This window comes from Kitasatospora sp. NPDC089913, assembly GCF_044748625.1.
Lineage (GTDB): Bacteria > Actinomycetota > Actinomycetes > Streptomycetales > Streptomycetaceae > Kitasatospora.
Map to the genome: position 1 here is coordinate 71814 of NZ_JBIVGI010000008.1, position 20343 is coordinate 92156.

A 20343-nucleotide genomic window follows, 5' to 3' on the forward strand; every position below is an offset into this window, starting at 1 on the left:
CCGGTCGGCAGGCCAGCGGGCCAGCGGGTCAGCGGGCCAGCGGGTCAGCGGGTCAGCGGGTCAGCGGGTCAGGCTGGCGCGGTAGAGGGAGCGGACCAGCCCGGTGCCGACCTCGGGGTGCGGGTCGTTCTCCAGGTTGCCGCTGAGCCCCGCCACGAAGGTGTCGATGTCCCGTTCGGTGTAGCCCTGTTCGGTCAGCGAGGTGCCCAGGCCGGTGCGCGCGAGCAGCGCGTCCACGGCGGTGGCGGCGTCCCGGTGCCCCAGGGTGTCCCCGATGGCGTCGAACGCCTCGTCCGCGAAGGGGCGGGCGCTGCGCAGCCAGGCGGGGTAGAGCAGCGCCAGACCGCGCCCGTGCGAGAGCGGGTTGCCGGCGACGGCACCCATGGCCTGCTGGAGGCGGTGCGGCAGGCAGGTGCTGACGGTGGTGACGTTCACCCCGCCCAGCAGGGCGGCCAGTGCCATCGCCTCCCGGGCCTCGGGCGTGGCCGCGCCGCGGGCGAGCCCGGGCAGGTGGTCGCGGATCAGGGCGAGGGCCCGGTGGGAGTACGCCCGGCTGCGCTCGGTCGCGCGCTTGGCGACCGCGCCCTCGACCGCGTGGGCCAGCGCGTCGAAGCCGCTCTCCAGGGCGACGGCGACGGGCAGCCGGTCGGTGAGGTCCGGGTCGACGAGCGCGATCCTGGGGGCCACGTCCTCGCCCCGGATCCCGGACTTGAAGCCCCGCACCACGTCGGTGACGATGGCGCCCTGGGTGACCTCCGAGCCGCTTCCCGCGGTGGTCGGGACGGCGACGACCGGCAGCGCGCCGGCGGAGCCGGGCAGGGTGCGGCCGATCAGCTCGCGCACCGTGTCGGCGTCGCCCGCGACCGCGACGGCCTTCGCGGCGTCGATGGCGCTGCCGCCGCCGAGGCCGACCACCAGGTCGCAGCCGTTCGCCCGGGCCAGTGCGAGCGCCTCGTCGATCTCGTCCGAGCGGGGGTTGGCGCCGATCCGGTCGAAGACCGTGACGGCGAGCCCGGCAGCGGTGAGCAAGCCGAGCGCCCGGTCCAGGATGCCGGTGCGGCGCATCGCGGTCCGGCCGCAGACCAGCAGGGCGTGGCCGCCCAGCGGGGCCGCGAGCGGGCCGAGCCGGTCGAGCACGCCCCGGCCGAGCAGCACCCGGGTGGGGACGGGCAGGTCGTCCAGGTCGACGGTGCCGGGGTGCGGGTCAGCGGTCATCGTGGGCGGCTCCTCGCCGGGGCTGGTGCGGGGTCGGATCGGTGCCCGGCCGCCGCGGGGCCGGGTCGGTGCGGGCGGCGTTGGCGTCGAGTGCCTCGAACACCGCGCAGGTGCCCTCGACCAGGTACTGCAGGGCCGAGCCCCCGCCGGTGGAGCGCGGCCCGTCCCAGGGCAGTTCGGCCACGGTGTCGCCGCCCAGCAGCAGCGTGCGGCCGGGGGCGTGCGCCCGGGCGGCGAGCACGGCCGCCGCCGCGTGCCGGTTGCCCTCGGCGTGGCGGCCGGGGGTGCCGGCGACCAGGACCCGTCCGGCGCGGCGGAGCAGCTCGATCGCGCCGGGCTGGACCTCGAAGTCGACGATGGCGTGGTCGTCCGGCACGCCCCGGTCGAGCGGCAGGTGCCGGACGGTGCCGTCCGGGCCGGCCGCGACGACCACGCGCGGCAGGTGGATGCCGGCCCCGCCGGTGCGGGCCAGGACCTCGCGGGCCACCCGGGCGCAGCCCTCGGGGTCGCTGCCCAGCTCGGAGCGGCCGATCCGGTGGCCGGTGACGGCGAGCAGGGTGTTGAGCACGACTCCGCCCGGGATCACCAGGTGGTGGGTGCGGGTGAGGCCGCGCAGGCCGATCAGGGTCTTCTCCGGTTTGACGCCGCCGAGCACCGCGACCGAGGGGCCGCCGTCGCCGGCGCCGTCACCAGCGCGGTCACCACTACCGTCGGCTCCGGCCTTGCCACCGGCCGCGGCTCCGGCCCCGGCCGCCCAGGGGTCGAGGGCGCGGGCCTCCCCGACCAGCCCGGCCGCGGCCCAGCCGGGAAGGTGGTCGAGCAGCCCGGTGTTGGAGGCGTGCCGCCGGTGCGCCTTGGAGAAGCCGCCGATCGCCACCCGGTCGCCCAACCTGGCCAGGTCACGGGCGAGTTCGGGGTCACCGCGCTCCTCGCGCGGGTCCAGCCGGGTGTTGCCGAACAGGGCGATCCCGCCGGGCTCCAGCGCCAGGGCCCAGCCCCGGGCGCGGGCCGTGCTGTTCTCCGGCAGGTACGTCACCGGGCGGCCGAGCCGCCGGGTGAGGTAGTCGGCGAGGTAGTCCAGGTGGCGGGCGCTGCCGTCCTTGGCGCTGCCCTGGTGGCTGAGCAGGGCGGTCCGCGCGCCGGCGTCGGACAGCCGGGCGAGGTCGGCCAGTTCGACGTCGATCCGGCCGGTGTCGGCCAGCGCGGGACCGGCGTTGAACCCGGCCGAGTAGATCCAGCGCTCGCCGGGCGCCGGGGTGTGGTCGGCGAGCAGCCGCATCCTGGTCACAGGCCGTAGTGCCCGAGGCCGGCCCGCTCGTCGAGGCCGAACATCAGGTTCATGTTCTGGATCGCCGACCCGGCCGCCCCCTTGACCAGGTTGTCGGTCACCGCGACGACCTTGGCGAAGCCGCGCACCGGGTCGTAGTCCACCCCGATGTGGCAGAAGTTGGAGCCGGTCACCGAGGCGAGGCTCGGGTAGACGCCGTACTCCTTGGCGTTGAGCCTGCCCTTCTTGGCGAAGGTGTTGACGCGCACGAAGTGCTCGCCGGCGTAGTGCTCCCGGTAGAGGTCGAGCAGGGCGGCGCGGTCGAGGTCCGCCCGGGCCTCCGCCCGGACCGCGACACTGGCCTGGATGTAGATGCCGCGGACGAAGTTGCCGTGGGCGGTGGTCATGTCGACCACGGGCGCGCGGCCGGCCAGCGGGGCGAGCTGGGTCTCCAGCTCGGGGGCGTGCCGGTGGCCCTCCAGGCTGTAGGGCAGCATCGAGGCGAAGGCCTCGGCGTGCATGATCTCGGTGAGCGGCTTGTTCCCGGCGCCGGAGGTGCCGTTGACCGCGGCGAGGTGGATCGCGGTGTCGAGGTCGGCGAGCCCGGAGCGCAGCAGCGGGGCGAGGCCGAGCACGGTGGTGATGGCGTAGCAGCCGGGGTTGGCCACCAGCCGGGCCCCGGCGACCCGGTCGCGGTACAGCTCGGTGACGCCGTAGACGGCCTCCGGCAGCAGCTGCGGGCTGGCGTGCTCCTCGCCGTAGACCTCGCGGTAGCGGTCGGCGTCGGCGAACCGGAAGTCGGCGCTGACGTCGACCACCTTCACGCCGCGGTCCAGGAAGTACGGCGCGGAGCGCATCGCCTCGCCCGAGGGGGTGCAGAAGAACACCACGTCGAGGTCGCCGGCCCGCTCCCGCAGCTCCTCGACGGTGGTGAAGGCGAGCCCGCTGCCGAGCAGGTTGGGGTGGACCCGTTCGAGGTCCTCGCCGCCGCGGGCGGTGGGCAGGACGGTGCCGACGCCGGGGTGGTTCAGCAGCAGGCGGCAGAGTTCGCCGCCCGCGTGCCCGGTGCCGCCGACGATGCCGATGGTGAGCGTCATTCGTGTCCTCACGGGGTGATGATGATCTTTCCGGTGGCCGGTTCGCCGGCGGCCATCAGCGCCATCGCGGCGCCGGTGCCGGCGAGGCCGAAGCGGTGGGTGACCATGGGCCGCGGGTCGACGCTGCCCTCGGCCAGCCAGCCGATGACGGCGTGGAAGTCCTCGGCGGTGGACAGCGAGGAACCGATCACCCGGACCTCCTTGCCGACCATGGCGTTGACCGCGACGGCGGGCGGGTGGTCGAAGAAGCTGACCACGACCACGGTGCCGCCGGGCCGTACCGCCCGGACCGCCTCGTCCACCGCGCCCGGGTGGCCGGCGGCCACGAGCACCACGTCGGCGTCCGGCACGTCCGGGCCCGGGGCGGTCCCCCCGGCCAGGACGTCGAGATAGCCGTCGGCGCCGAGGGCCCGGGCACGGCGCCCCTTGTGCGGGCCGAGGTCGGAGCAGACCACGGTGCCGAAGCCGAGCCGTTTGGCGGCGACCAGGCAGCCGAGGCCGATGTTGCCCGCGCCGATGATCCGCACGGCCCTCCCGTCCGCCGGTCCGGCCAGCGCGACGGCGTGGTGGGCGATCGACAACGGCTCGACCAGCGCGCCGAGTTCCGGGTCGGTGCCGGCGGGCAGGCGGTAGGTCATGGCGGGCCGCAGCGTCACGTACTGCGCGAAGGAGCCGTCCCAGCCGAGGTGGCACAGATTGGCCTTGGCGCCGCACAGGTTGGTGCGCCCCCGGGCGCACATCGGGCAGTCGCCGCAGTGCGCGTAGGCGGCGGCGCAGACGAGCTCGCCCTCCGCGAACCCGCCGGCCGGGGTGACGACGGTGCCGCACAGTTCGTGGCCGAGCACGGTCGGCGCGGTCTTGTACGGATGGGCGCCGCGGTAGGTGGCCAGGTCGGAGCCGCAGATGCCGGTGGCGAGCACCCGGACCAGCAGCTCGCCGGGGGCGACCGGCGGCAGCGGGGTACGCCGGTGCTCGATCCGCCCGTAGTCGGTCAGAACCGCGCTCTCCATCGTGTCCTGACGTGTCGTCAGCACTGGTTGGGCACCTCCTGGCCGGCCAGGGCGGCGGCCACCGAGTCGACCAGGATGCGGCCGATCCGGACCTGCGAGTCGACCGACATCGCGCCGATGTGCGGGGTGATCACCACGTTGTCCAGCTCGTGGAGCCGGTTCGGGCGACCCTCCTCGGCGACCACGTCGAGCCCGGCGCCGGCGATCCGGCCCTCGGCCAGCGCCTCGTACAGCGCGTCCTCGTCGACGACCAGGCCGCGCGAGACATTGACGAGCAGGGCGGTCGGCTTCATCGCGGCCAGCGCGGCGGCGTCGATCAGGTGGTGCGTCCGGTCGGTCAGCGGGACGGCCAGGCAGACCACGTCGGCGGCCGGCAGCAGCGTCTTCAGCGGAGCCAACTCGTAGTCGAGACGCTCCAGTTCGTGGCGGCGGTCGTCGTCGGGACGGGCCACGTCGACCAGTACCCGCATGCCGAGGGCGCGGCCGAGCGCCGCGATCCGGGAGCCGATCCGGCCGTAGCCGACCAGGCCCAGGGTCTTGCCGCCGAGTTCGGCCCCGGACAGCGCGGCCTTGTTCCAGATCCCGGACCGCACCTGGCGGTCCGCGAGCGCCAGGTGGCGCCCGACCGTGAGCATCAGCCCGAGGGCCAGCTCGGCGACGGCCGGGGCGGAGACGGCGGGGATGTTGAAGACGGTCGCACCGGCCTTCCGGGCCGCCCCGACGTCGATGTTGTCGATCCCGGAACCGGCCCGGGCGATCACCTTGAGCCGGCCGGCCGCCGCGATGACGGAGGCGTCCAGGCGCACCCCGCTGCGCAGCACGATCACCTCCTGGTCGCGCACCAGTCGGAGGAGTTCGTCGACGGGCGGGCGCAGCGCCACGGTGACGTCGTAGCGGCGGCGCAGCTCGTCCAGCGCCCCCGGGTCGATCGGGTCGAGCACCAGGACGCGGACGCGCGGCGCCCCGGCCCGCGGCGCCAGCTCGGCCAGGGCCCGCCGGTCGAGCTTGCCGGAGGAGGTGAGCGGCAGCTCGTCCACCGGGTGGAAGCGGTTGGGGACCAGCTGCGCGGGCATGGTGGCGCGGGCGAACCGCCGCAGCGCGGCGACGTCCGGCTCCTCCGGCCCGGCCGGGACGACCAGCGCGGTCAGCAGTTCGTTGCCCGCGCCGTCCCGGACGACCAGCGCGGCCGCGTCGCGGACCTGCGGGGCGGCCCGCAGACCGGCCTCGACCTCGCCGAGTTCGACCCGGTGGCCGCGGAGCTTGACCTGCTGGTCGTTGCGGCCGAGGTAGGCGAGCCCACCGTCGGGCAGCCGGCGGGCGAGGTCGCCGGTGCGGTACATCCGGCGGCCGTCGAGGGTGCGGAAGCGCTCGGCGGTGAGTTCCGGCCGGTTCAGGTAGCCGTCGGCGACCCCCGACCCGGCCACCCACATCTCGCCGGTCGCGCCGTCCGGGACCAACCGGAGTGCGTCGTCGCGCAGTTCGATCGCCAGGTGGGGCAGCGGGCGCCCGATCGGCGAGGCGGTGCCGGCGGCCAGCTGCTCAGGGGTGAGCACCAGGTGGGTGGCGTGCACGGTGATCTCGGTGATGCCGTACATGTTGACCATGACGGGCGCCGGAGCGGGCGCGGCGGCGAGGAAGCCGCGCACCACGTCGAGGTCGACGCTCTCGCCGCCGAAGACCACGTAGCGCAGCGCGGTCGCCGGGGCGCCCGAGTCGCCGTACTCCCGGGCCAGGTGGCGGAAGGCGGACGGCACCTGGTTGAGCACCGTGATCCGCTCGTCGGCCAGCAGCCGCAGGAAGTCCTCCGGTGCCTGCGCCGTGGCGGCGGGCACCGGCACGGCGGTCGCGCCGGTCGCCCAGGCGCCCCACAGCTCCCAGACCGAGAAGTCGAAGGAGGCGGAGTGGAAGAGCGTCCAGCGGTCCCCGGTGCCGAGGTCGAACAGCGGCAGGGTGGCCCGCAGCAGCTCCAGGACGTTGCCGTGGGTGACCACACAGCCCTTCGGCACGCCGGTGGAGCCGGAGGTGTAGATCACGTACGCCGGGTCGTCCGGGCCGGGTGCGGCTCCGGCCGGACCGGCGGGCCCGGCGGCCTCCGCGGCGGCGCTCTCCGCCCCGGCGGCCTCCGGATCGGCGGCCTCCGGGTCGATCACGGGCAGCGCGTCCAGCCCGCAGGCCGCGGCCCGGCCGGGATCCCCGACCAGGGCCGCGAGTCCGGCGTCCGCGGCCATGAAGCGGAGCCGCTCGGCCGGGTACGACGGGTCGAGCGGCACGTACGCCGCACCGGACTTCAGGATGCCGAGGATCCAGGCGGGCGCCCGGTGCGAGCGCTCCAGGAGCACGCCCACCAGGTCGCCCCGGCCCAGGCCGGCGGCCGTCAGCCGGGCGGCGACGGCCCCGGCCCGCCGGTCGAGCTCGGCGTAACCGAGCTGCTCGCCGCCGCCGGCCACCGCCGCCGCGTCGCCGCGCACGGCGGCGACGCGGGCGAACAGCTCCGGCAGCGACCGGGCGCCGGCCGGCAGGTCAGACAGCTGCATGGTTGCCACCGACCGCCATCACGTCGCCCTGGCCGACCGGCTTGTAGTAGTCGGTGGGGTGGACCTGGTCGCCGAAGTCGCCGAACATCCGGCGCAGGCGCGGCGACATCCGGTCCAGCACCTCGGCCGGCTGCTGGAGGTAGTCGTGCGGGCGGTGCCACAGGTGCCCGTAGCGCAGGATGAAGGTCTTGCGCTCCTGGACCTTGTTGGGCGCCACGGCGTGCCACAGCGAGTACGGGAAGATCAGCACGTCGCCCGGCGCGGCCTTGACCTCCAGGGCGTCGTCGGGCAGCACCCCCTGGCGCAGCGGCTCGTCGAGCTCCTCGATGTAGCAGAGCGCCGTCCGGTCGGTCGGCACCTTGCGGTGGCTGCCGGGGACGAGCAGGAAGTTGCCGCTGTCGGACTCCGTGGTGTCGGTGAAGAACACCTGCGCCTTGATCTGCAGGCTCGGGCTGCCGTGGACGAGCCGCAGCTGCTGCAGGTACTCGCCGCCGTCGGTGTGCCAGTACTCGAGCGCCTCGTCCTGGAGCGAGCGGACGAAGATCTCGGTGCCGAGCAGCTGGACGCTGCCGGCGAGCAGCGACATCATCGGGCCGACCAGCTTCGGGTGGTCGAGGAAGTAGTCCATGCCGGCGGTACGGGCCACCGCGTCGCGCACCCGGACCGTGTGGGCGCGGTCGGTGAAGCTGGCGTGGTTCTCGATGGTCCGCGCGCCGTCGGCGACCACCTCGTCGATGACGGCGAGACCGCGCTCCACCTCCTCGGGGCTGAACAGGCCCTTCAGGTGGAGGTAGCCGTTCTGCTCGTAGCTCTCGAACTGCTCGTCGGTGAGCGGCGTCCAGTCGCGCTCGACGGCGGTCTCGACGGTCGACTCGCGAATGGTCGCGATGTGCATGCCGGTGTCGTGCATGGTGTTCTCCCTCGTCGACGGGTCGGTGGGTGCGGGCGCGCCGGTCACGGGCGCAGTTCCTCGGCCCACTCGTACAGCCGGGCCTCCACCGCGTCCCACAGGGCCAGGACGTCGGGGGCGGTGTACCAGTCGGTCTTGAACATGACGTTCACGGTGACGCCGTCCTCGTCCTCGTCCCAGAAGGTCGCGATCGCGGCGTCGTGCCAGCCGTTGGAGATCCGCAGCGGCTCGGTCCGCACACCGGGGATCTCGATCTCGCCGACGCTGCGGCGCATGCCGAGCGGCCGGGCGTTGAAGGTGACGTACGGGACGGTGGCCTGCCGGCCGAGTGCCGACGGGTCCATCAGGCCGATCAGGGCGGGCCACGGCAGGTCGCTGTCGTCCAGGGTGACCAGGATCCGCTCGCGGAAGTGCCGCAGGTACTCCACCGGGTCGGGGTGCCGGCCGGGCTCGCTGGCCAGCACCGTCTTGCTGGCGAACCAGCCCACGGCGTGGGTGAGTCCGGGCAGCTCCCGGTTGGCGGTGGACAGCGTGGTGGCGACCACCGGGCGACCCGAGCGCTCGTACAGCGCCCGGTGGAGCGCGGCGTGCATGAGGTTCAGCGCGGTCATCCGCAGCGGGCGGGCCACCGCGGCGAGGTCGCGGCACAGCTCGCCCGGCAGACGGCGGACGAAGTCCTCGTTCTCCTCGTACCGGATGCCGGTCGCGCCGCTGAACCCCTCGACCGGCATGGCCGGGATCGCGCCGACGCCGTCCAGCCGGGCGGCCAGCCGGGCGAGCGCGGCGCGCCCGGCCGGCGAGTCGACGGCGAGGTTCTGCCGGCGGACGAACTCCTGGAAGGGGAGTTCGACCGGCGGCAGCGGCGGCACCGCCGCGCCCACCCCCTGCCCGTAGAGCACGGCGAGGTCCCGGATCAGGGCGTTCAGCGACCAGCCGTCGCTCACCATGTGCTCGGTGACGAGCGCGAAGTACGTCTCCCGCGGCGAGCGCGGGAGCACCACCAGCCGCGCGACCGGCCCGTTCTCCAGGTCGAAGGGCTCGATCACGGCGTCCCGGACGGCGGTCCGGTCGGCCTGCTCGTCCGCCCCGGCGGGCAGCCGCCGGACGTCCTGCGGCTCGGCGGCGCCGACGTGCCACAGCGCCCGGTCGGTGTCGAAGCCGCTGAGCAGGGCCGGGTGCCGGCGCTGCACGGCGTGCCAGGCGCGGTTCAGCGCGGCCACGTCGAGCGTGCCGTGCAGGACCAGCGGCAGGGTGCTGTGGTGCGGGTTGAACACGCCCCGCCCGGCGTCCTCCCGGGTCTGGCCGAGCCGGTGCCGGTGGTTCCAGGAGGCCCGCAGGGTCTCACGCATGGTTCAGCTCCCGCTCCCGGACCAGGTCGGTGAGCGCCGGGAGGTCGTCCGGCCCGCCGGCCCGGACCATCGAGGCGCCGTCGTGGGCGCGGCGCCCGCCGTCGGCCCGCAGCGGACGCAGCAGCAGCTGCGCCGGGTCGCAGACCACCTCGACCAGGGCCGGCCCGTCCTCGGCCAGCACGGCGGCGATGTCGGCGTCGAGCGTGCCGGTGTGCTGCAGCGTGCGGTACGGCAGCCGGAACGCGGTCGCGACGGCGGAGAAGTCGAGGGTCTCGGGCTCCTCCAGCTCCGGTCCCCCGACCAGCGCGGCCTGGGACTCCCGGATCGAGGCGTAGCCGCCGTTGTTCAGCACGAACACCTTGATGCCGAGCCCGTACTGGCTGATGGTGGCGAGCTCCTGGATGTTGAGCTCGATCGCGCCGTCGCCGACGATCACCAGCACCTGGGCGTCCGGCCGGGCGAAGGCCGCGCCGACCGCCATCGGCACGGCCGCGCCCATATTGAGGAAGGCGGCCGAGGTGATCTCCCGCTGGGAGGCGGTGAACTCCAGGGTCTGGCCGGTCACGTAGTAGGCGCTGCCGGTGTCGACCACGAAGACGTGGCCGGGGCCGGTCTGCGCCTCCAGCCGGTCGACGAACCGGTAGGAGTTGATCGGGCCGTCCGGCCGCTGCTCGCCGACGGTGGGGTGGGCGGCCTTGAGCGCGGCGCACTCGGCGAGCCAGGCCTCGTGGGCGGGGGCGGCGGGTTCGGCCGCCTCCTCCTGGAGCGCCTCGACCAGCCGGCCGACGTCCATGCAGACCGGGAAGTCCACCCGGACGCCCTTCTTGGTCAGCTGCGACGGGTCGATGTCGACCGCGACGACGGTGGCGTCCGGGTCGAAGGCGTCCGCGTCCTCGCCGACGAAGGCGGTGGACAGGCTGGAGCCGAGCGAGATCACCAGGTCCGAGCGGCCCATGATCAGCCCCGGGTAGAGCCGGCCTCGGATGCCGCCCTGACCGAAGCAGAACTCCGAGTCGTAGGGCAGCAGGTCGGTGCCCAGCCGGGAGGTGACCACCGGGATCCGCAGCTTCGCCACCATGGCCTGGAACGCCTGCACGGCGTCGGCCTGCCGGACGCCCTGGCCGGCGACGATCAGCGGGCGCTCGGCGGAGCGCAGCATGGTCATCAGCTGCCGGGCGGTCTGCCGGGCGCCGGAGCCGCGCGGTTCGGCGGCGGGCGGCTCGGCCCCCTCCAGGGCGTCCGGGTCGACCAGCGCGGCCTGGACGTCCAGCGGGATGTCCAGCCAGACCGGGCCCGGGCGGCCCTCCAGGGCGTGCCGGACGGCCTCGTCCAGGTGGCGGCGGATGTCGCCGGGGCGCTCCACCACCGCGGAGTACTTGGTCATGCTGCGGGCGCTGTGCACCACGCCGAAGCCCTGGACGCCGAAGGAGCGGACGCCCTCCTCCATGTGCCGGGTCTCGACCTGGCCGGAGACCACCAGTACGGGCACGCCGTCGGCGTACGCGTCGACCAGTCCGGCCAGCGCGTTGACGGCGCCCGGGCCGCTGGTCACCAGCGCCACCCCGAGCTCGCCGGTCAGCTTGGCCGCGCCGGTGGCCATCAGCGCCGCCGCGGTCTCGTGCCGGGCGCAGATGGTGACCAGGCCGGGCCGCTGGCTGAAGGCCTGGTCGAGGTGGATGGAGCCGGTGCCGGAGAGGCTGTAGCAGGTGTGCACGCCCAGCCCGTGCAGGTAGGCGGCCGTGTAGTCGGCCACGGTGACGGTCATGCCAGCCACTGCGCCACCCGCTTCGCCACGCCCTGCGCCGTCAGGCCGTAGTGCTCGTAGAGGAACTCGGCGGGGCCGATCGGCGCGTACTCGTTCGGCACGCCGAGCTGCAGCACGGGCACCGGGTGGGTGCGGACGACGGTCTCGGCGACCGCGCCGCCGAGGCCGCCGTTGAGCACGTGGTCCTCCGCGACCACCAGGCGTCCGCTCCGGCGCGCGGCCCGTCCGATCGCCTCCGCGTCGATCGGCCGGACCGAGCCCAGGTGCAGCACGCCGGCCCGGATGCCGTCGGCCTTCAGCAGCTCGGCCGCCTCCACCAGGCGGGTGGTGAGCAGGCCGGTGCCGACCAGGGTGACGTCCTCGCCCTCGCTCAGCTGCACCGAGCCGCCGGACGCGAAGGTGTGGTCGGCCGGGAACAGCTCGGGCGTGTCCAGCTTGCTGACGATCCGGATGTAGACCGGACCCTCGATGGTCATCGCCTCGCGCAGGGCGGCCACGGTGTCGTTCGGGGTGGCCGGTGCCAGGACGGTCATCCGCGGGATCGACCGCATCCAGGCGAGGTCCTCGACGGCGTGGTGGGTGCCGCCGAGCGCGCCGTAGGCGAGGCCGCTGACGAAGCCGCAGAACACCACGTTGGCGTTGGTGTAGGCGGCGTTCTTGATCTGCTCCAGCGCCCGGGCGGTCAGGAAGCAGGAGGCCGAGTAGACGAACGGGCGCAGGCCGGCGTTGGCCAGGCCGATCGACACGCCGACCAGGTTCTGCTCGGCGATGCCGACGTCGACGAAGCGGTCGGGCAGCTCGGCCTGGAAGCCGAGCGCCGAGTGGGTCTCGGCCGAGTCGTTGTTGACGATGCAGATCCGCTCGTCGGCGCGGGCCATGTCGAGCAGGGCCGCCGAGAAGGCGGCGGCGCAGTCAGTCGTCGGTGCCATGCTCAAGCTCCCGGAGTGCCTGGTCGAGAAGGTCGGGGGTCAGTCGGCGGCTGTGCCATTCGAGGTTGCGCTCCATGAAGGAGACGCCCTTGCCCTTGACCGTGGAGGCGATCAGGCAGGTCGGCCGGCCCGGCTCGAGCGGCGCGCCGCCGAGCACGGTCAGCAGTTCCTCGACGTCGTGGCCGTCGACGACGCGCACGGCCCAGCCGAAGGAGCGCCACTTCTCGTCCAGCGGCTCCAGGGCGTTGATGTCCTCGGTGCTGGCGCCCTTCTGGGCGAGGTTGCGGTCGACGATCACGACCAGGTTCTCCAGCCCCCGCGAGGCCGCCAGCATCGCGGCCTCCCAGTTGCTGCCCTCCTGGAGCTCGCCGTCGCCGGTGAGCACGAAGGTCCGGCGGCCGGAGCCCTGGACCCGGGCGGCGAGGGCCGCGCCCACGCCGAGCGAGAGGCCGTGGCCGAGCGAGCCGGTGTTGAACTCGATGCCCGGCACGCGGGTGGAGACCACCGTGCTCAGCCGCGAGTCCGCCGCCCCGTAGGTCGCCAGCTCCTCCTCGGGCAGGATGCCCCGGAGCGCGAGCACGCTGTACATGGCGGCCGAGGCGTGGGCCTTGCTGAGGATGAAGCGGTCCCGGTCCGGGTCGTCCGGGCCGCCGCGCAGCACGCCGAAGTGGAGCGCGCAGAGGATGTCCATGGCGGAGAGGTCCGCCCCGATGTGGCCGGTCCCGGCGGTGCTGACCGTGGTCAGCGCGAGTGCTCGGGCCCGTGCCGCCCGACGGCGCACCAGCGCCACGTCTTGCGACGACAAGTCTTGATCCTTTCGGTGGGTCGGGGTCGTGGTCGAGGTGGTCCCGGCGGTCAGGCCGTGAACTCCTGCCACTGGTCCAGGCGCTGGAGCGCGAAGACGTCCTTGACCCCGGCGATGCTGTCCTCCAGGTGGGCCGAGTGCCCGGTCTCGTAGATCGAGCCGAGGGCGGACCGCAGGGAGGTGATGGTGGCGCGCAGGCCCTGGTTGGCGTAGATGACGGCGGACACACCGGCCGCGCGGGCCTCGTCGGCGTGCCAGTCGGGGTAGGTGGTGGGCACCACGACGACCGGCAGCCGGTCGTCCCACTGGTCGAGGAAGGACAGCACCTCGTCCTTGGTGGCCTGCTTGGAGTGGACCAGGACGGCGTCGGCACCGGCGTCGGCGTAGACCGCGCAGCGCTTGAGCGCCTCGTCGACACCCAGTCCGCTGATCATCGCCTCGGTGCGGGCGATGACGAAGAAGTCCTCGCTGCGCTGGGACTTCTTGGCCGTCTCGATCTTGTGGGCGAAGGCGTTCACGTCGAGCAGGCTGTGGTCGGCCGCCGCGAAGCTGTTCATCTTCGGGAAGATCTTGTCCTCCATGCACACGGCGGTGATGCCGGCCTGCTCGTACTCGGCCACCATGTACGCCACGTTCATGCTGTTGCCGAAGCCGGTGTCGCAGTCGGCCACCACCGGGACGGAGAGCGCCTTCTGGATGTGCGCGGCCGCGTCCAGGTACTCGCTCATGCTGAGCAGGCTGGCGTCGGGCAGGCAGCGGGCGGCGGAGATCTCGAAGCTGGAGGCCCAGACGGCCTGGAAGCCGACCTGCTCGGCGATGACGCCGCCGAGCGCCGAGTGCGCGCCGGCGATCCGGACCAGCGGGTGCTCCGCGAGGACGCTGCGGAACGAGGGGTAGCTGTGGGGGGTGGGACTCACGTGGTGCTCCTACGTCTGGGGTGATGGTTCATTTGACGGTTCGTCGGACACGCCGGCCGGCGGGGCGTCCCGGACGAAGGCCCACAGGGCGATCAGGCCGCAGATCACGAACACTCCGGCCAGCAGCAGCCAGCCCGCGGCGCCCATGCCGAGCGGCAGCATGACCACCAGCGCGGGCCCGAAGAACTGCTGGAGCCCCCGGCCGAGCCCGAACACGCCCTGGTACTCGCCCATCCGGCCCTCGGGCGGCAGGGTGAAGGACAGTCCCCAGCCGCCGGCGGACTGCGCGAGTTCGCCCAGGGTCATCAGGACCGTGCCGGCGAACAGCAGGACGACGGCCAGTGAGGTGTCGGCGGCGCCGGACCCGGCGAACAGGCAGCAGGCCAGCGCCATCAGCAGGCCCGCCCGCAGCAGCAGGCGACCGGAGCCGGACACGGTGTCCGAGCCCTTGCCCGCGGCGACCTGGAGCAGCACCACCAGCACGGTGTTGACCACCGTCAGGGCCGCCACCAGGGCGCCCGGCGCACTGGTGCGGTTGACGATCCACAGCGGTACGCCCACCGCGAGCACCGGCTGGAACAGCTCCAGGATCCCGGAGAGCGCGGTGGCCAGCAGGAACCGGCGGTCGCGGAAGGCCTCCCAGGAGCGCCCCGCGGTGGCCGGGACCACCTCCGGTCCGTCCGGCCGCAGGCCCAACGCCATGATGGCACACAGCAGTTGGAGGGCCACGTTGACCGCGATCACGAGCAGGAAGGCGATCCGCGAATCCGTCGCCAGCGCGGCCCCGGCCAGGCCGGCGCCGGCCGTGAAGCCGAGATTGAACAGGCTGCGCATCCTCGCCCGGACCCCCGCGGAGCGGGCGGAGCCGAACAGGGCGTGGGTCAGGGCCGCGCGCAGCGGGCTGCCGACAGTCTCGCACACCGCTATCGCGCAGGCCACGGCCGTGAACGCGGGCACGCCCTCGACGAAGGCGTAGCCGACGAACAGCACCGCGAGCAGACCGTAACTGGCCGCCAGCGGCCGGCGCGCGCCGAACCGGTCGGCGACCCGCCCGCCCGGGACGGTGGCGAGGAACCCGCACAGCCCGGCCGCCGACATGGCCACCGAGACGCTCTCGGCGGACAGCCCGACGGTCCTGGTGAAGAAGATGGCACTGGAGGTCAGGAAGAGGCCGGTGCCGAGCGACTGGGTGAGCGTGAGCACACCCATGCGGCGCTCGGCCCCGGGCGCCGGGACGAGTTCCCTCAGGAACCCGGCGGCGGCCGAGCCGATGGTAGGCATGAGTCATCCAGGGAGTGGTTCGCGGAGGTGGGCACGTCCGGGGCGTGGTTCGCGGGGGTGGACGCGACCGGGGCCGGGCCGCGGCCCTCCGAACCCGGCGGTCCGGGCGGTCCGGGCGGTCCGGGCGGTCCGGGCGGCGCCGACGGCCCACCGGGCGTCCCCGGACGGGACGCCTCAGACGTGGTCGAGCAGGTCCCGGGCGGTGCGTCTGACCGGCCGGCCGTCGACGTCGAACTCGTAGGCCAGCAGGGCGACCGCCTGCTCCACCAGCGCGGTCATGCCCCGGTGGTCGGCGGCCGAGCCGCACAGCATGTCGAGCAGGGTGGTGGAGGTCCCGGCGGCCAGCTCGGTGCCGGGCCGCACCGAGAGCCGGTACGACTCGACCCCGGGCAGCGCCCGGACGGCGGCCTGGCCGTCGACCCGGGTCAGCCGGCCGCCCCCGGTGGGGCCGGGGGTGTAGTACTGGAAGTGCACCCGGTCCGGACGGGCCGGGAGCGGCCCGGGCTCGCGTCCGAGCGCCAACTCACCGGCCAGCGCGACCAGATCGAGCCCGACGGACCGTCCGGCCAGATCGGTCTGGTCCCCGCCGAGGCGGCCGTTGACCTCGATCAGCCGGGGCCCGGCGGCCGTCAGCTTGATCTCGGTGTGCACCAGACCGTGCGTGACCCCGAGCGCCCGGAGCGCCCGGTCGGCCAGCCCGACCACCTCCGCCTCCGGCCCGGGGGCCAGCTGCGAGGGCCAGAACTGCCCGGACTCCCGGAACGGCGGCGCCAGCGGCAGCTTTCCGGTGACGGCGACGTGGCGGATCCCGGCGGGTGTGACGGCACTCTCCACCGACACGTAGTCCCCGAACGGCGCGCAGTCCGCGCCCCGCAGGAACTCCTCGACCACCAGCGCCGGTTCGGACCGCAGGAACTCCTCGACCACGGCGGCGCCGCGGTCCGGATCCGTCACCAGGACGGTGTTCCGGCTGCCCTCCCCGCGGACCGGCTTGACCACGGCGGGCAGGCCCACCTCGGTCAGCGCGGCGCGCCAGCCCTCGGCGTCGGTGAGCAGCGCGCTGCGCACACTGTCCACCCCCGCCTCCCGCAGCCGCCGACGCTGCGCCGCCTTGTCGGTCAACACCCGGACGGTCTCCGGGGTGTTGAACGGCAGGCCGAGCAGTCCGGCGAGCCGGGCGGTGTCGGCGAGCATCCGTTCGCTGAACGTCAGGATGCCCGCGGCCCCGTACTCGCGCAGCCGGGCGGCGGCCGCCCCGTCACCTTCGGCCAGCGTGACGACGCCCGCGCAGTTCTCCTCGAACAGCGGGCCGACCTGCCGGGCGTGGTCGGAGTCGGCCAGCGCGACCAGTACCGGAGCCGTGCGCCCCAGGGCGATCACCTCGCGCGGCGAGGCCGAGCCCTGGTCGTAGACGACGACGATGGCCATCGCTCAGGCGCGATCGAAGAGTCGTGGGTCCTCGACGGCCTCGGCGAGCTGCCGGAGGGTGCTGCGGCGCAGCACCGCCGACCGGGGCATGTCCAGACCGGACTCGATGGCCCGGGTGGAAATCGCGAGGGCCAGCAGGGAATCCCCGCCGAGATCGAAGAAATCGGCGTCCAGGTCGTCGACCGGCGTGCCGAGGACTTCTTCCCAAATAATTCTGAGTGTTTCCGTGGTGCTGGTGTCGGACATACCAGGCCTCTCCCCGTCGGCGTGCATCCGTGAATCGATTATTGGAGCAGGGTTGCGGAACTGTCAATTCCGGGAAAACAGCCGGTTAACCGGAGCCGGTGCCGGAATTCCTGCGGGCAGGACGAATCACGGCACCGCCCCGGAAATGGAATTCCCGGCGGAACCGCCCCCCTGCGGCCGGTTTCCCGGCGGAATCAGCCGGCGGCCACCGCGACCGCCGTCCGTGCCGCTCCGGCCGGGACCGCCGCCCCGGCCGCACCCTCCGGGACCACCGCCCCGGCCGCACCGCCCGCGGTGCGCAGGTACTCGATCAGGTCGGCGATGGAGATCAGCGCCAGGCCGTGCCGGCCGGCGAACTCGCGCAGCTCCGGCAGTCTGGCCATGGCACCGTCGGCCATCGCGATCTCGCAGATCGCCGCCGCCGGACGCAGGCCGGCCAGCCGGCACAGGTCCACCCCGGCCTCGGTGTGACCGGCCCGCGCCGGCACACCGCCGTCGACCGCCCGCAGCGGAAAGACGTGGCCCGGGCGCACCAGCTCGGCCGGGCGGGTGCCCGGCTCGGCCAGCAGCCGCAGGGTCAGCGCCCGGTCGGCCGCCGAGATGCCGGTGCTGATGCCGGCCGCGGCGTCGACCGAGACGGTGAAGGCGGTGCGGTGGTGCTCGGTGTTTTCACGGACCATCTGGTCCAGTTCCAGCCGGTCGAGGTCGGCGCCGGTCATCGGGGCGCAGAGCAGTCCGCGGCATTCGGTCATGGCGAAGGCGACCAGCTCGGTGGTGGCGAGCTCGGCGGCGAAGACCAGGTCGCCCTCGTTCTCGCGGCTCTCGTCGTCGACGACGACGACCGCCCGGCCGGCCGCGATCTGCGCGACCGCGTACTCGACGGAGTCGAACGGCTGCTCGGTGTCGCCGGCCGCGTACGAGGTCGCGTCGGCGGTGGTCGTGCCCGTGGTGTGGCCCATCGGAACTCTCCTCGCGCTCGGGGCGCGGACTTCCGGGGCTGCTGGAGCATGGGCGTGCAGGGGCGGTCGTCGACCGCATTCCGGTGGAAGCGGCCCGCGACCGACCGGCCGACGGGAATCCCCCCGGCCGTCGGAAAAACCTGCCCGCCGCGCACTGCCTCCCTTCCGGACTTTAACCGTCGGTCCAGGAGTTTCACCTGGTCAACCGGCCGCTGGCGGCGGACGGGTCGCGGACTGTAACCGCCGGTTCGGAATTTCACCGACCCCGGAGTGCGCAAACGTCTTGAACAACGCCCGTCAACCTCGCACACTTGCCGCGATCTTGACAAGACGTCGGTGAACGGGTGGAGCCGTGGGCTGCATCACACGCCGAACCGGGGGTTCCCGACCCCGCCGTTCGGCGGGCATTGCCAATGCCGTCCGAGCGTGCTTAAGATCCGGACCGCCGATGCCTACCCACAAGTAGTGACCCCCGTTCGACCTGCGTCGAACCACTGGGGACGGGGTCCGAGGGGCGGGCGTTCGGCACTCCGGCGGGGGCCGGAGTCTCGCCGCCCGCGTTCCGGGGGCGGCATTGCGAAACGGGGGCAAGACGTTCATGCACGATCCTTCGAGGAGTCCGGGGCGCTCCGCCGTGTCCGTCGGCGACGAACCCGGCGCAGGCGCGGCCGGGCCGGCGAACGGCCTCGGCGCAGCCGTTCCGACGGCCGTGCCGGTCTCCGAACCCGTCTTCGCCGGCGCCTTGTTGACGCCGGGTCAGGTGGTGCTGCGGCGGGAGATCCTCGACGGACGGGTCTGGCTGAGCCACCCCGTCCGGGTCGTCGCCCACGAACCCGACCTGCTCGCCGTGTACCTGGCCCACGACACCCGGCTCTCCTTCGGCGAGGGCGAGTTCAGCTGGGGACCGCACGGCTGGAGCACCGTCGCCGACCGCTGGCGCAGCCCCGGTGTCCTGCAGCTGCAGCGCCCCGGCGAGGCCTACGCCGTCTGGGCCTTCCGCGACCCGGAGACCGACGAGCTCTCCGGCTGGTACGTCAACTTCCAGGACCCGTACCGGATCACCGACGAGGGCGTCGACACCCTCGACCACGAGCTCGACCTCTGGATCCCGGCCGACGGCGGCCCGTACCGCTGGAAGGACGTCGAAGCCTTCGAGGAGCGCGCCCGCACCGGCGGCTTCACCCCCGAACAGGCCGCCGCCGTCCGTGCCGAGGCCGCGGCGCTCGCCGCCCGGATCGACCGCGGCGACACCTGGTGGACCGAGCGGTGGACGCACTGGCGACCCGCCGCGCAGTGGACCGCTCCCCCTCCCCCGGCCTGAGCCGACCCCCCGCCGTCCGGGCGGTCCACCCGACCGACCGGCCCGTCGGGGCGCCACCCGTGCCCCGGCGGCGCGACCGCACGGCGCCACCCGCACCGCGGCACCCCCGTGCCCGCGGCGGCCCGCACCGCGGCAGTCGCACCGCAGCAGCCGACACCGCTGCACCACCGCAGTACCGCACCGCAGCACCACAGCACCGCGAAAGGAACGACCGATGCGCATAGCCCTGGTGACCTCCCCCGGCTCCGTCGAGATCCGCGAGACCCCGCGCCCCGAGATCGGCGAGGACGACGTGCTCGTCCGGATCGCCGCCTGCGGGCTGTGCACCATGGAGGCCAAGCTCTACACCGGCGCCATGCCCGTCTACCCCGTGGCCGCCGGCCACGAGGTCTCCGGCCGGGTCGAGCAGGTCGGTGCGCGCGCCGCCGCACTGGAGGACGCCCCCGCCGTCGGCGATCTGGTCACCGTGGACCTGCTGACCCGCTGCGGCACCTGCCGCCACTGCCGCTCCGGCAACAGCGCCATCTGCGCCTCGCCGCAGGGCAGTCTGCTGCCGGACGGCAGCATCAGCATGGGCGCCGGGCTCGCCGAGTACGTGCGGGTGCCGGCCGCCCACGCCTGGCCGGTCGGCGACGCCGACCCGCTGCACGCCGCCATGGGCGAGCCGCTGGCCTGCGTGGTGCACTCGTTCCGGCGCGGCTCCTTCCAGCCCGGCGACCGGGTCGCGGTGATCGGCGGCGGCTTCATGGGCCGACTGCACCTGCTGCTCGCCCAGCACCACCAGGCCCGCTCGGTCACCGTGGTCGAGACCGACGGCACCCGCCGCACCGCGGCCCTGGCGGCCGGCGCCGACCACGCCGTGACGCCCGAGGAGCTCGCGGAACTCCCCAAGGCCGACGTGGTGTTCGTCACCATCGCCTCCCGCGAGGCGATCGCCGCCGGCTTCCGCGCCGCGGCCGACGGCGCCCGGCTGGTCCTCTTCGGCGGCTCCCACGACACCCCCGACGCCGTCCTGCCCGGTTACGAGGTGCACCGCCGCCAGCTCACCGTCACCGGCTCGTACAGCCAGGAGCCCGCCGACTGGCGTGCCGCCGCCGCCCTGCTGCGCGGCGGAGCTCTCGCCGCCGGCCTGGCCCCGCTGGTCACCTCCCGCCACGAACTGGCCGACACCGGCGAGGCGCTGACCGAGAGCTCCGGCTCCCCGGTGTTCCGGGTCTTCGTCGAACCCCGCTGACTCCGCACCCCCACACCCTCCTGACACCCCGTCGGGCGCCCGCCAGGCGTCGGACACCCACCCGCACCCGCACCAC

Annotated in this window: 16 protein-coding genes, 1 pseudogene and 1 riboswitch; of the genes and pseudogenes, 2 read left to right on the forward strand and 15 right to left on the reverse strand. The window is 74.2% G+C overall.

What is annotated here, in order from left to right; all coding sequences use genetic code 11:
- Positions 1-60: 60 nt before the first annotated feature.
- The 15 genes and pseudogenes from ACIPYS_RS15115 to ribB all read right to left on the reverse strand — a co-directional run.
- The gene (locus tag ACIPYS_RS15115; RefSeq protein ID WP_400746355.1) at positions 61-1215 is read right to left on the reverse strand and encodes an iron-containing alcohol dehydrogenase; all 1155 of its coding nucleotides are present in this window, start codon (positions 1213-1215) and stop codon (positions 61-63) included.
- Complete coding sequence (gene pgk, locus ACIPYS_RS15120) at positions 1205-2494, reverse strand: phosphoglycerate kinase (protein WP_400746648.1); 1290 nt, start codon at positions 2492-2494, stop codon at positions 1205-1207. Before pgk ends, ACIPYS_RS15115 begins: the two co-directional genes overlap by 11 nt.
- 5 nt (positions 2495-2499) lie before the next feature.
- The gene (argC, locus tag ACIPYS_RS15125) at positions 2500-3591 is read right to left on the reverse strand and encodes an N-acetyl-gamma-glutamyl-phosphate reductase (RefSeq protein WP_400746357.1); all 1092 of its coding nucleotides are present in this window, start codon (positions 3589-3591) and stop codon (positions 2500-2502) included.
- Positions 3588-4613, reverse strand: coding sequence for a zinc-binding dehydrogenase (locus ACIPYS_RS15130; protein ID WP_400746359.1), 1026 nt, complete (start codon positions 4611-4613; stop codon positions 3588-3590). The genes argC and ACIPYS_RS15130 overlap by 4 nt, the downstream gene beginning before the upstream one ends.
- Complete coding sequence (locus ACIPYS_RS15135; RefSeq protein ID WP_400746361.1) at positions 4607-7123, reverse strand: amino acid adenylation domain-containing protein; 2517 nt, start codon at positions 7121-7123, stop codon at positions 4607-4609. Before ACIPYS_RS15135 ends, ACIPYS_RS15130 begins: the two co-directional genes overlap by 7 nt.
- Positions 7110-8081 carry a phytanoyl-CoA dioxygenase family protein gene (locus ACIPYS_RS15140; RefSeq protein ID WP_093862931.1) on the reverse strand — a complete coding sequence of 324 codons (972 nt, stop codon included), beginning with the start codon at positions 8079-8081 and terminating at the stop codon, positions 7110-7112. The genes ACIPYS_RS15135 and ACIPYS_RS15140 overlap by 14 nt, the downstream gene beginning before the upstream one ends.
- Positions 8078-9382 carry a condensation domain-containing protein gene (locus tag ACIPYS_RS15145; protein WP_400746364.1) on the reverse strand — a complete coding sequence of 435 codons (1305 nt, stop codon included), beginning with the start codon at positions 9380-9382 and terminating at the stop codon, positions 8078-8080. The genes ACIPYS_RS15140 and ACIPYS_RS15145 overlap by 4 nt, the downstream gene beginning before the upstream one ends.
- Positions 9375-11147 (reverse strand): thiamine pyrophosphate-binding protein, encoded by a 1773-nt coding sequence (locus tag ACIPYS_RS15150; RefSeq protein ID WP_093862929.1) that lies wholly within the window; start codon positions 11145-11147, stop codon positions 9375-9377. Before ACIPYS_RS15150 ends, ACIPYS_RS15145 begins: the two co-directional genes overlap by 8 nt.
- Positions 11144-12076 (reverse strand): transketolase family protein, encoded by a 933-nt coding sequence (locus tag ACIPYS_RS15155; protein ID WP_093862928.1) that lies wholly within the window; start codon positions 12074-12076, stop codon positions 11144-11146. The genes ACIPYS_RS15150 and ACIPYS_RS15155 overlap by 4 nt, the downstream gene beginning before the upstream one ends.
- The gene (locus ACIPYS_RS15160; protein WP_037849208.1) at positions 12060-12881 is read right to left on the reverse strand and encodes a transketolase; all 822 of its coding nucleotides are present in this window, start codon (positions 12879-12881) and stop codon (positions 12060-12062) included. The genes ACIPYS_RS15155 and ACIPYS_RS15160 overlap by 17 nt, the downstream gene beginning before the upstream one ends.
- A gap of 50 nt (positions 12882-12931) precedes the next feature.
- Positions 12932-13798 (reverse strand): isocitrate lyase/phosphoenolpyruvate mutase family protein, encoded by an 867-nt coding sequence (locus ACIPYS_RS15165; RefSeq protein ID WP_093862927.1) that lies wholly within the window; start codon positions 13796-13798, stop codon positions 12932-12934.
- Positions 13799-13807: 9 nt separating this feature from the next.
- The gene (locus tag ACIPYS_RS15170; RefSeq protein ID WP_400746367.1) at positions 13808-15079 is read right to left on the reverse strand and encodes an MFS transporter; all 1272 of its coding nucleotides are present in this window, start codon (positions 15077-15079) and stop codon (positions 13808-13810) included.
- Between the two features lie 174 nt (positions 15080-15253).
- Positions 15254-16507, reverse strand: coding sequence for an ATP-grasp domain-containing protein (locus tag ACIPYS_RS15175; protein ID WP_400746369.1), 1254 nt, complete (start codon positions 16505-16507; stop codon positions 15254-15256).
- A gap of 3 nt (positions 16508-16510) precedes the next feature.
- Positions 16511-16753 (reverse strand): phosphopantetheine-binding protein, encoded by a 243-nt coding sequence (locus ACIPYS_RS15180; RefSeq protein WP_231977916.1) that lies wholly within the window; start codon positions 16751-16753, stop codon positions 16511-16513.
- 290 nt (positions 16754-17043) lie between these two features.
- A pseudogene (ribB, locus tag ACIPYS_RS15185) lies at positions 17044-17712 on the reverse strand (3,4-dihydroxy-2-butanone-4-phosphate synthase); the annotation flags it as partial.
- Positions 17713-17859: 147 nt separating this feature from the next.
- Positions 17860-17990: riboswitch (FMN riboswitch) on the reverse strand.
- A gap of 356 nt (positions 17991-18346) precedes the next feature.
- On the opposite strand from ribB, the gene ACIPYS_RS15190 reads away from it, so the two are divergent.
- Both ACIPYS_RS15190 and ACIPYS_RS15195 read left to right on the forward strand, forming a co-directional pair.
- The gene (locus ACIPYS_RS15190) at positions 18347-19033 is read left to right on the forward strand and encodes a DUF402 domain-containing protein (RefSeq protein ID WP_400746371.1); all 687 of its coding nucleotides are present in this window, start codon (positions 18347-18349) and stop codon (positions 19031-19033) included.
- Positions 19034-19247: 214 nt separating this feature from the next.
- The gene (locus ACIPYS_RS15195) at positions 19248-20267 is read left to right on the forward strand and encodes a zinc-binding dehydrogenase (protein WP_093862921.1); all 1020 of its coding nucleotides are present in this window, start codon (positions 19248-19250) and stop codon (positions 20265-20267) included.
- The last annotated feature ends 76 nt before the right edge of the window (positions 20268-20343 follow it).

What these genes read in the sequence shown, in the direction of transcription:
- ACIPYS_RS15115 (WP_400746355.1), bottom strand. Translation starts at nt 1,215, where the DNA reads ATGACCGCTGACCCGCACCCCGGCACCGTCGACCTGGACGACCTGCCC.
- pgk (WP_400746648.1), bottom strand. Translation starts at nt 2,494, where the DNA reads ATGCGGCTGCTCGCCGACCACACCCCGGCGCCCGGCGAGCGCTGGATC.
- ACIPYS_RS15135 (WP_400746361.1), bottom strand. Translation starts at nt 7,123, where the DNA reads ATGCAGCTGTCTGACCTGCCGGCCGGCGCCCGGTCGCTGCCGGAGCTG.
- ACIPYS_RS15145 (WP_400746364.1), bottom strand. Translation starts at nt 9,382, where the DNA reads ATGCGTGAGACCCTGCGGGCCTCCTGGAACCACCGGCACCGGCTCGGC.
- ACIPYS_RS15150 (WP_093862929.1), bottom strand. Translation starts at nt 11,147, where the DNA reads ATGACCGTCACCGTGGCCGACTACACGGCCGCCTACCTGCACGGGCTG.
- ACIPYS_RS15155 (WP_093862928.1), bottom strand. Translation starts at nt 12,076, where the DNA reads ATGGCACCGACGACTGACTGCGCCGCCGCCTTCTCGGCGGCCCTGCTC.
- ACIPYS_RS15170 (WP_400746367.1), bottom strand. Translation starts at nt 15,079, where the DNA reads ATGCCTACCATCGGCTCGGCCGCCGCCGGGTTCCTGAGGGAACTCGTC.
- ACIPYS_RS15175 (WP_400746369.1), bottom strand. Translation starts at nt 16,507, where the DNA reads ATGGCCATCGTCGTCGTCTACGACCAGGGCTCGGCCTCGCCGCGCGAG.
- ACIPYS_RS15180 (WP_231977916.1), bottom strand. Translation starts at nt 16,753, where the DNA reads ATGTCCGACACCAGCACCACGGAAACACTCAGAATTATTTGGGAAGAA.
- ACIPYS_RS15195 (WP_093862921.1), top strand. Translation starts at nt 19,248, where the DNA reads ATGCGCATAGCCCTGGTGACCTCCCCCGGCTCCGTCGAGATCCGCGAG.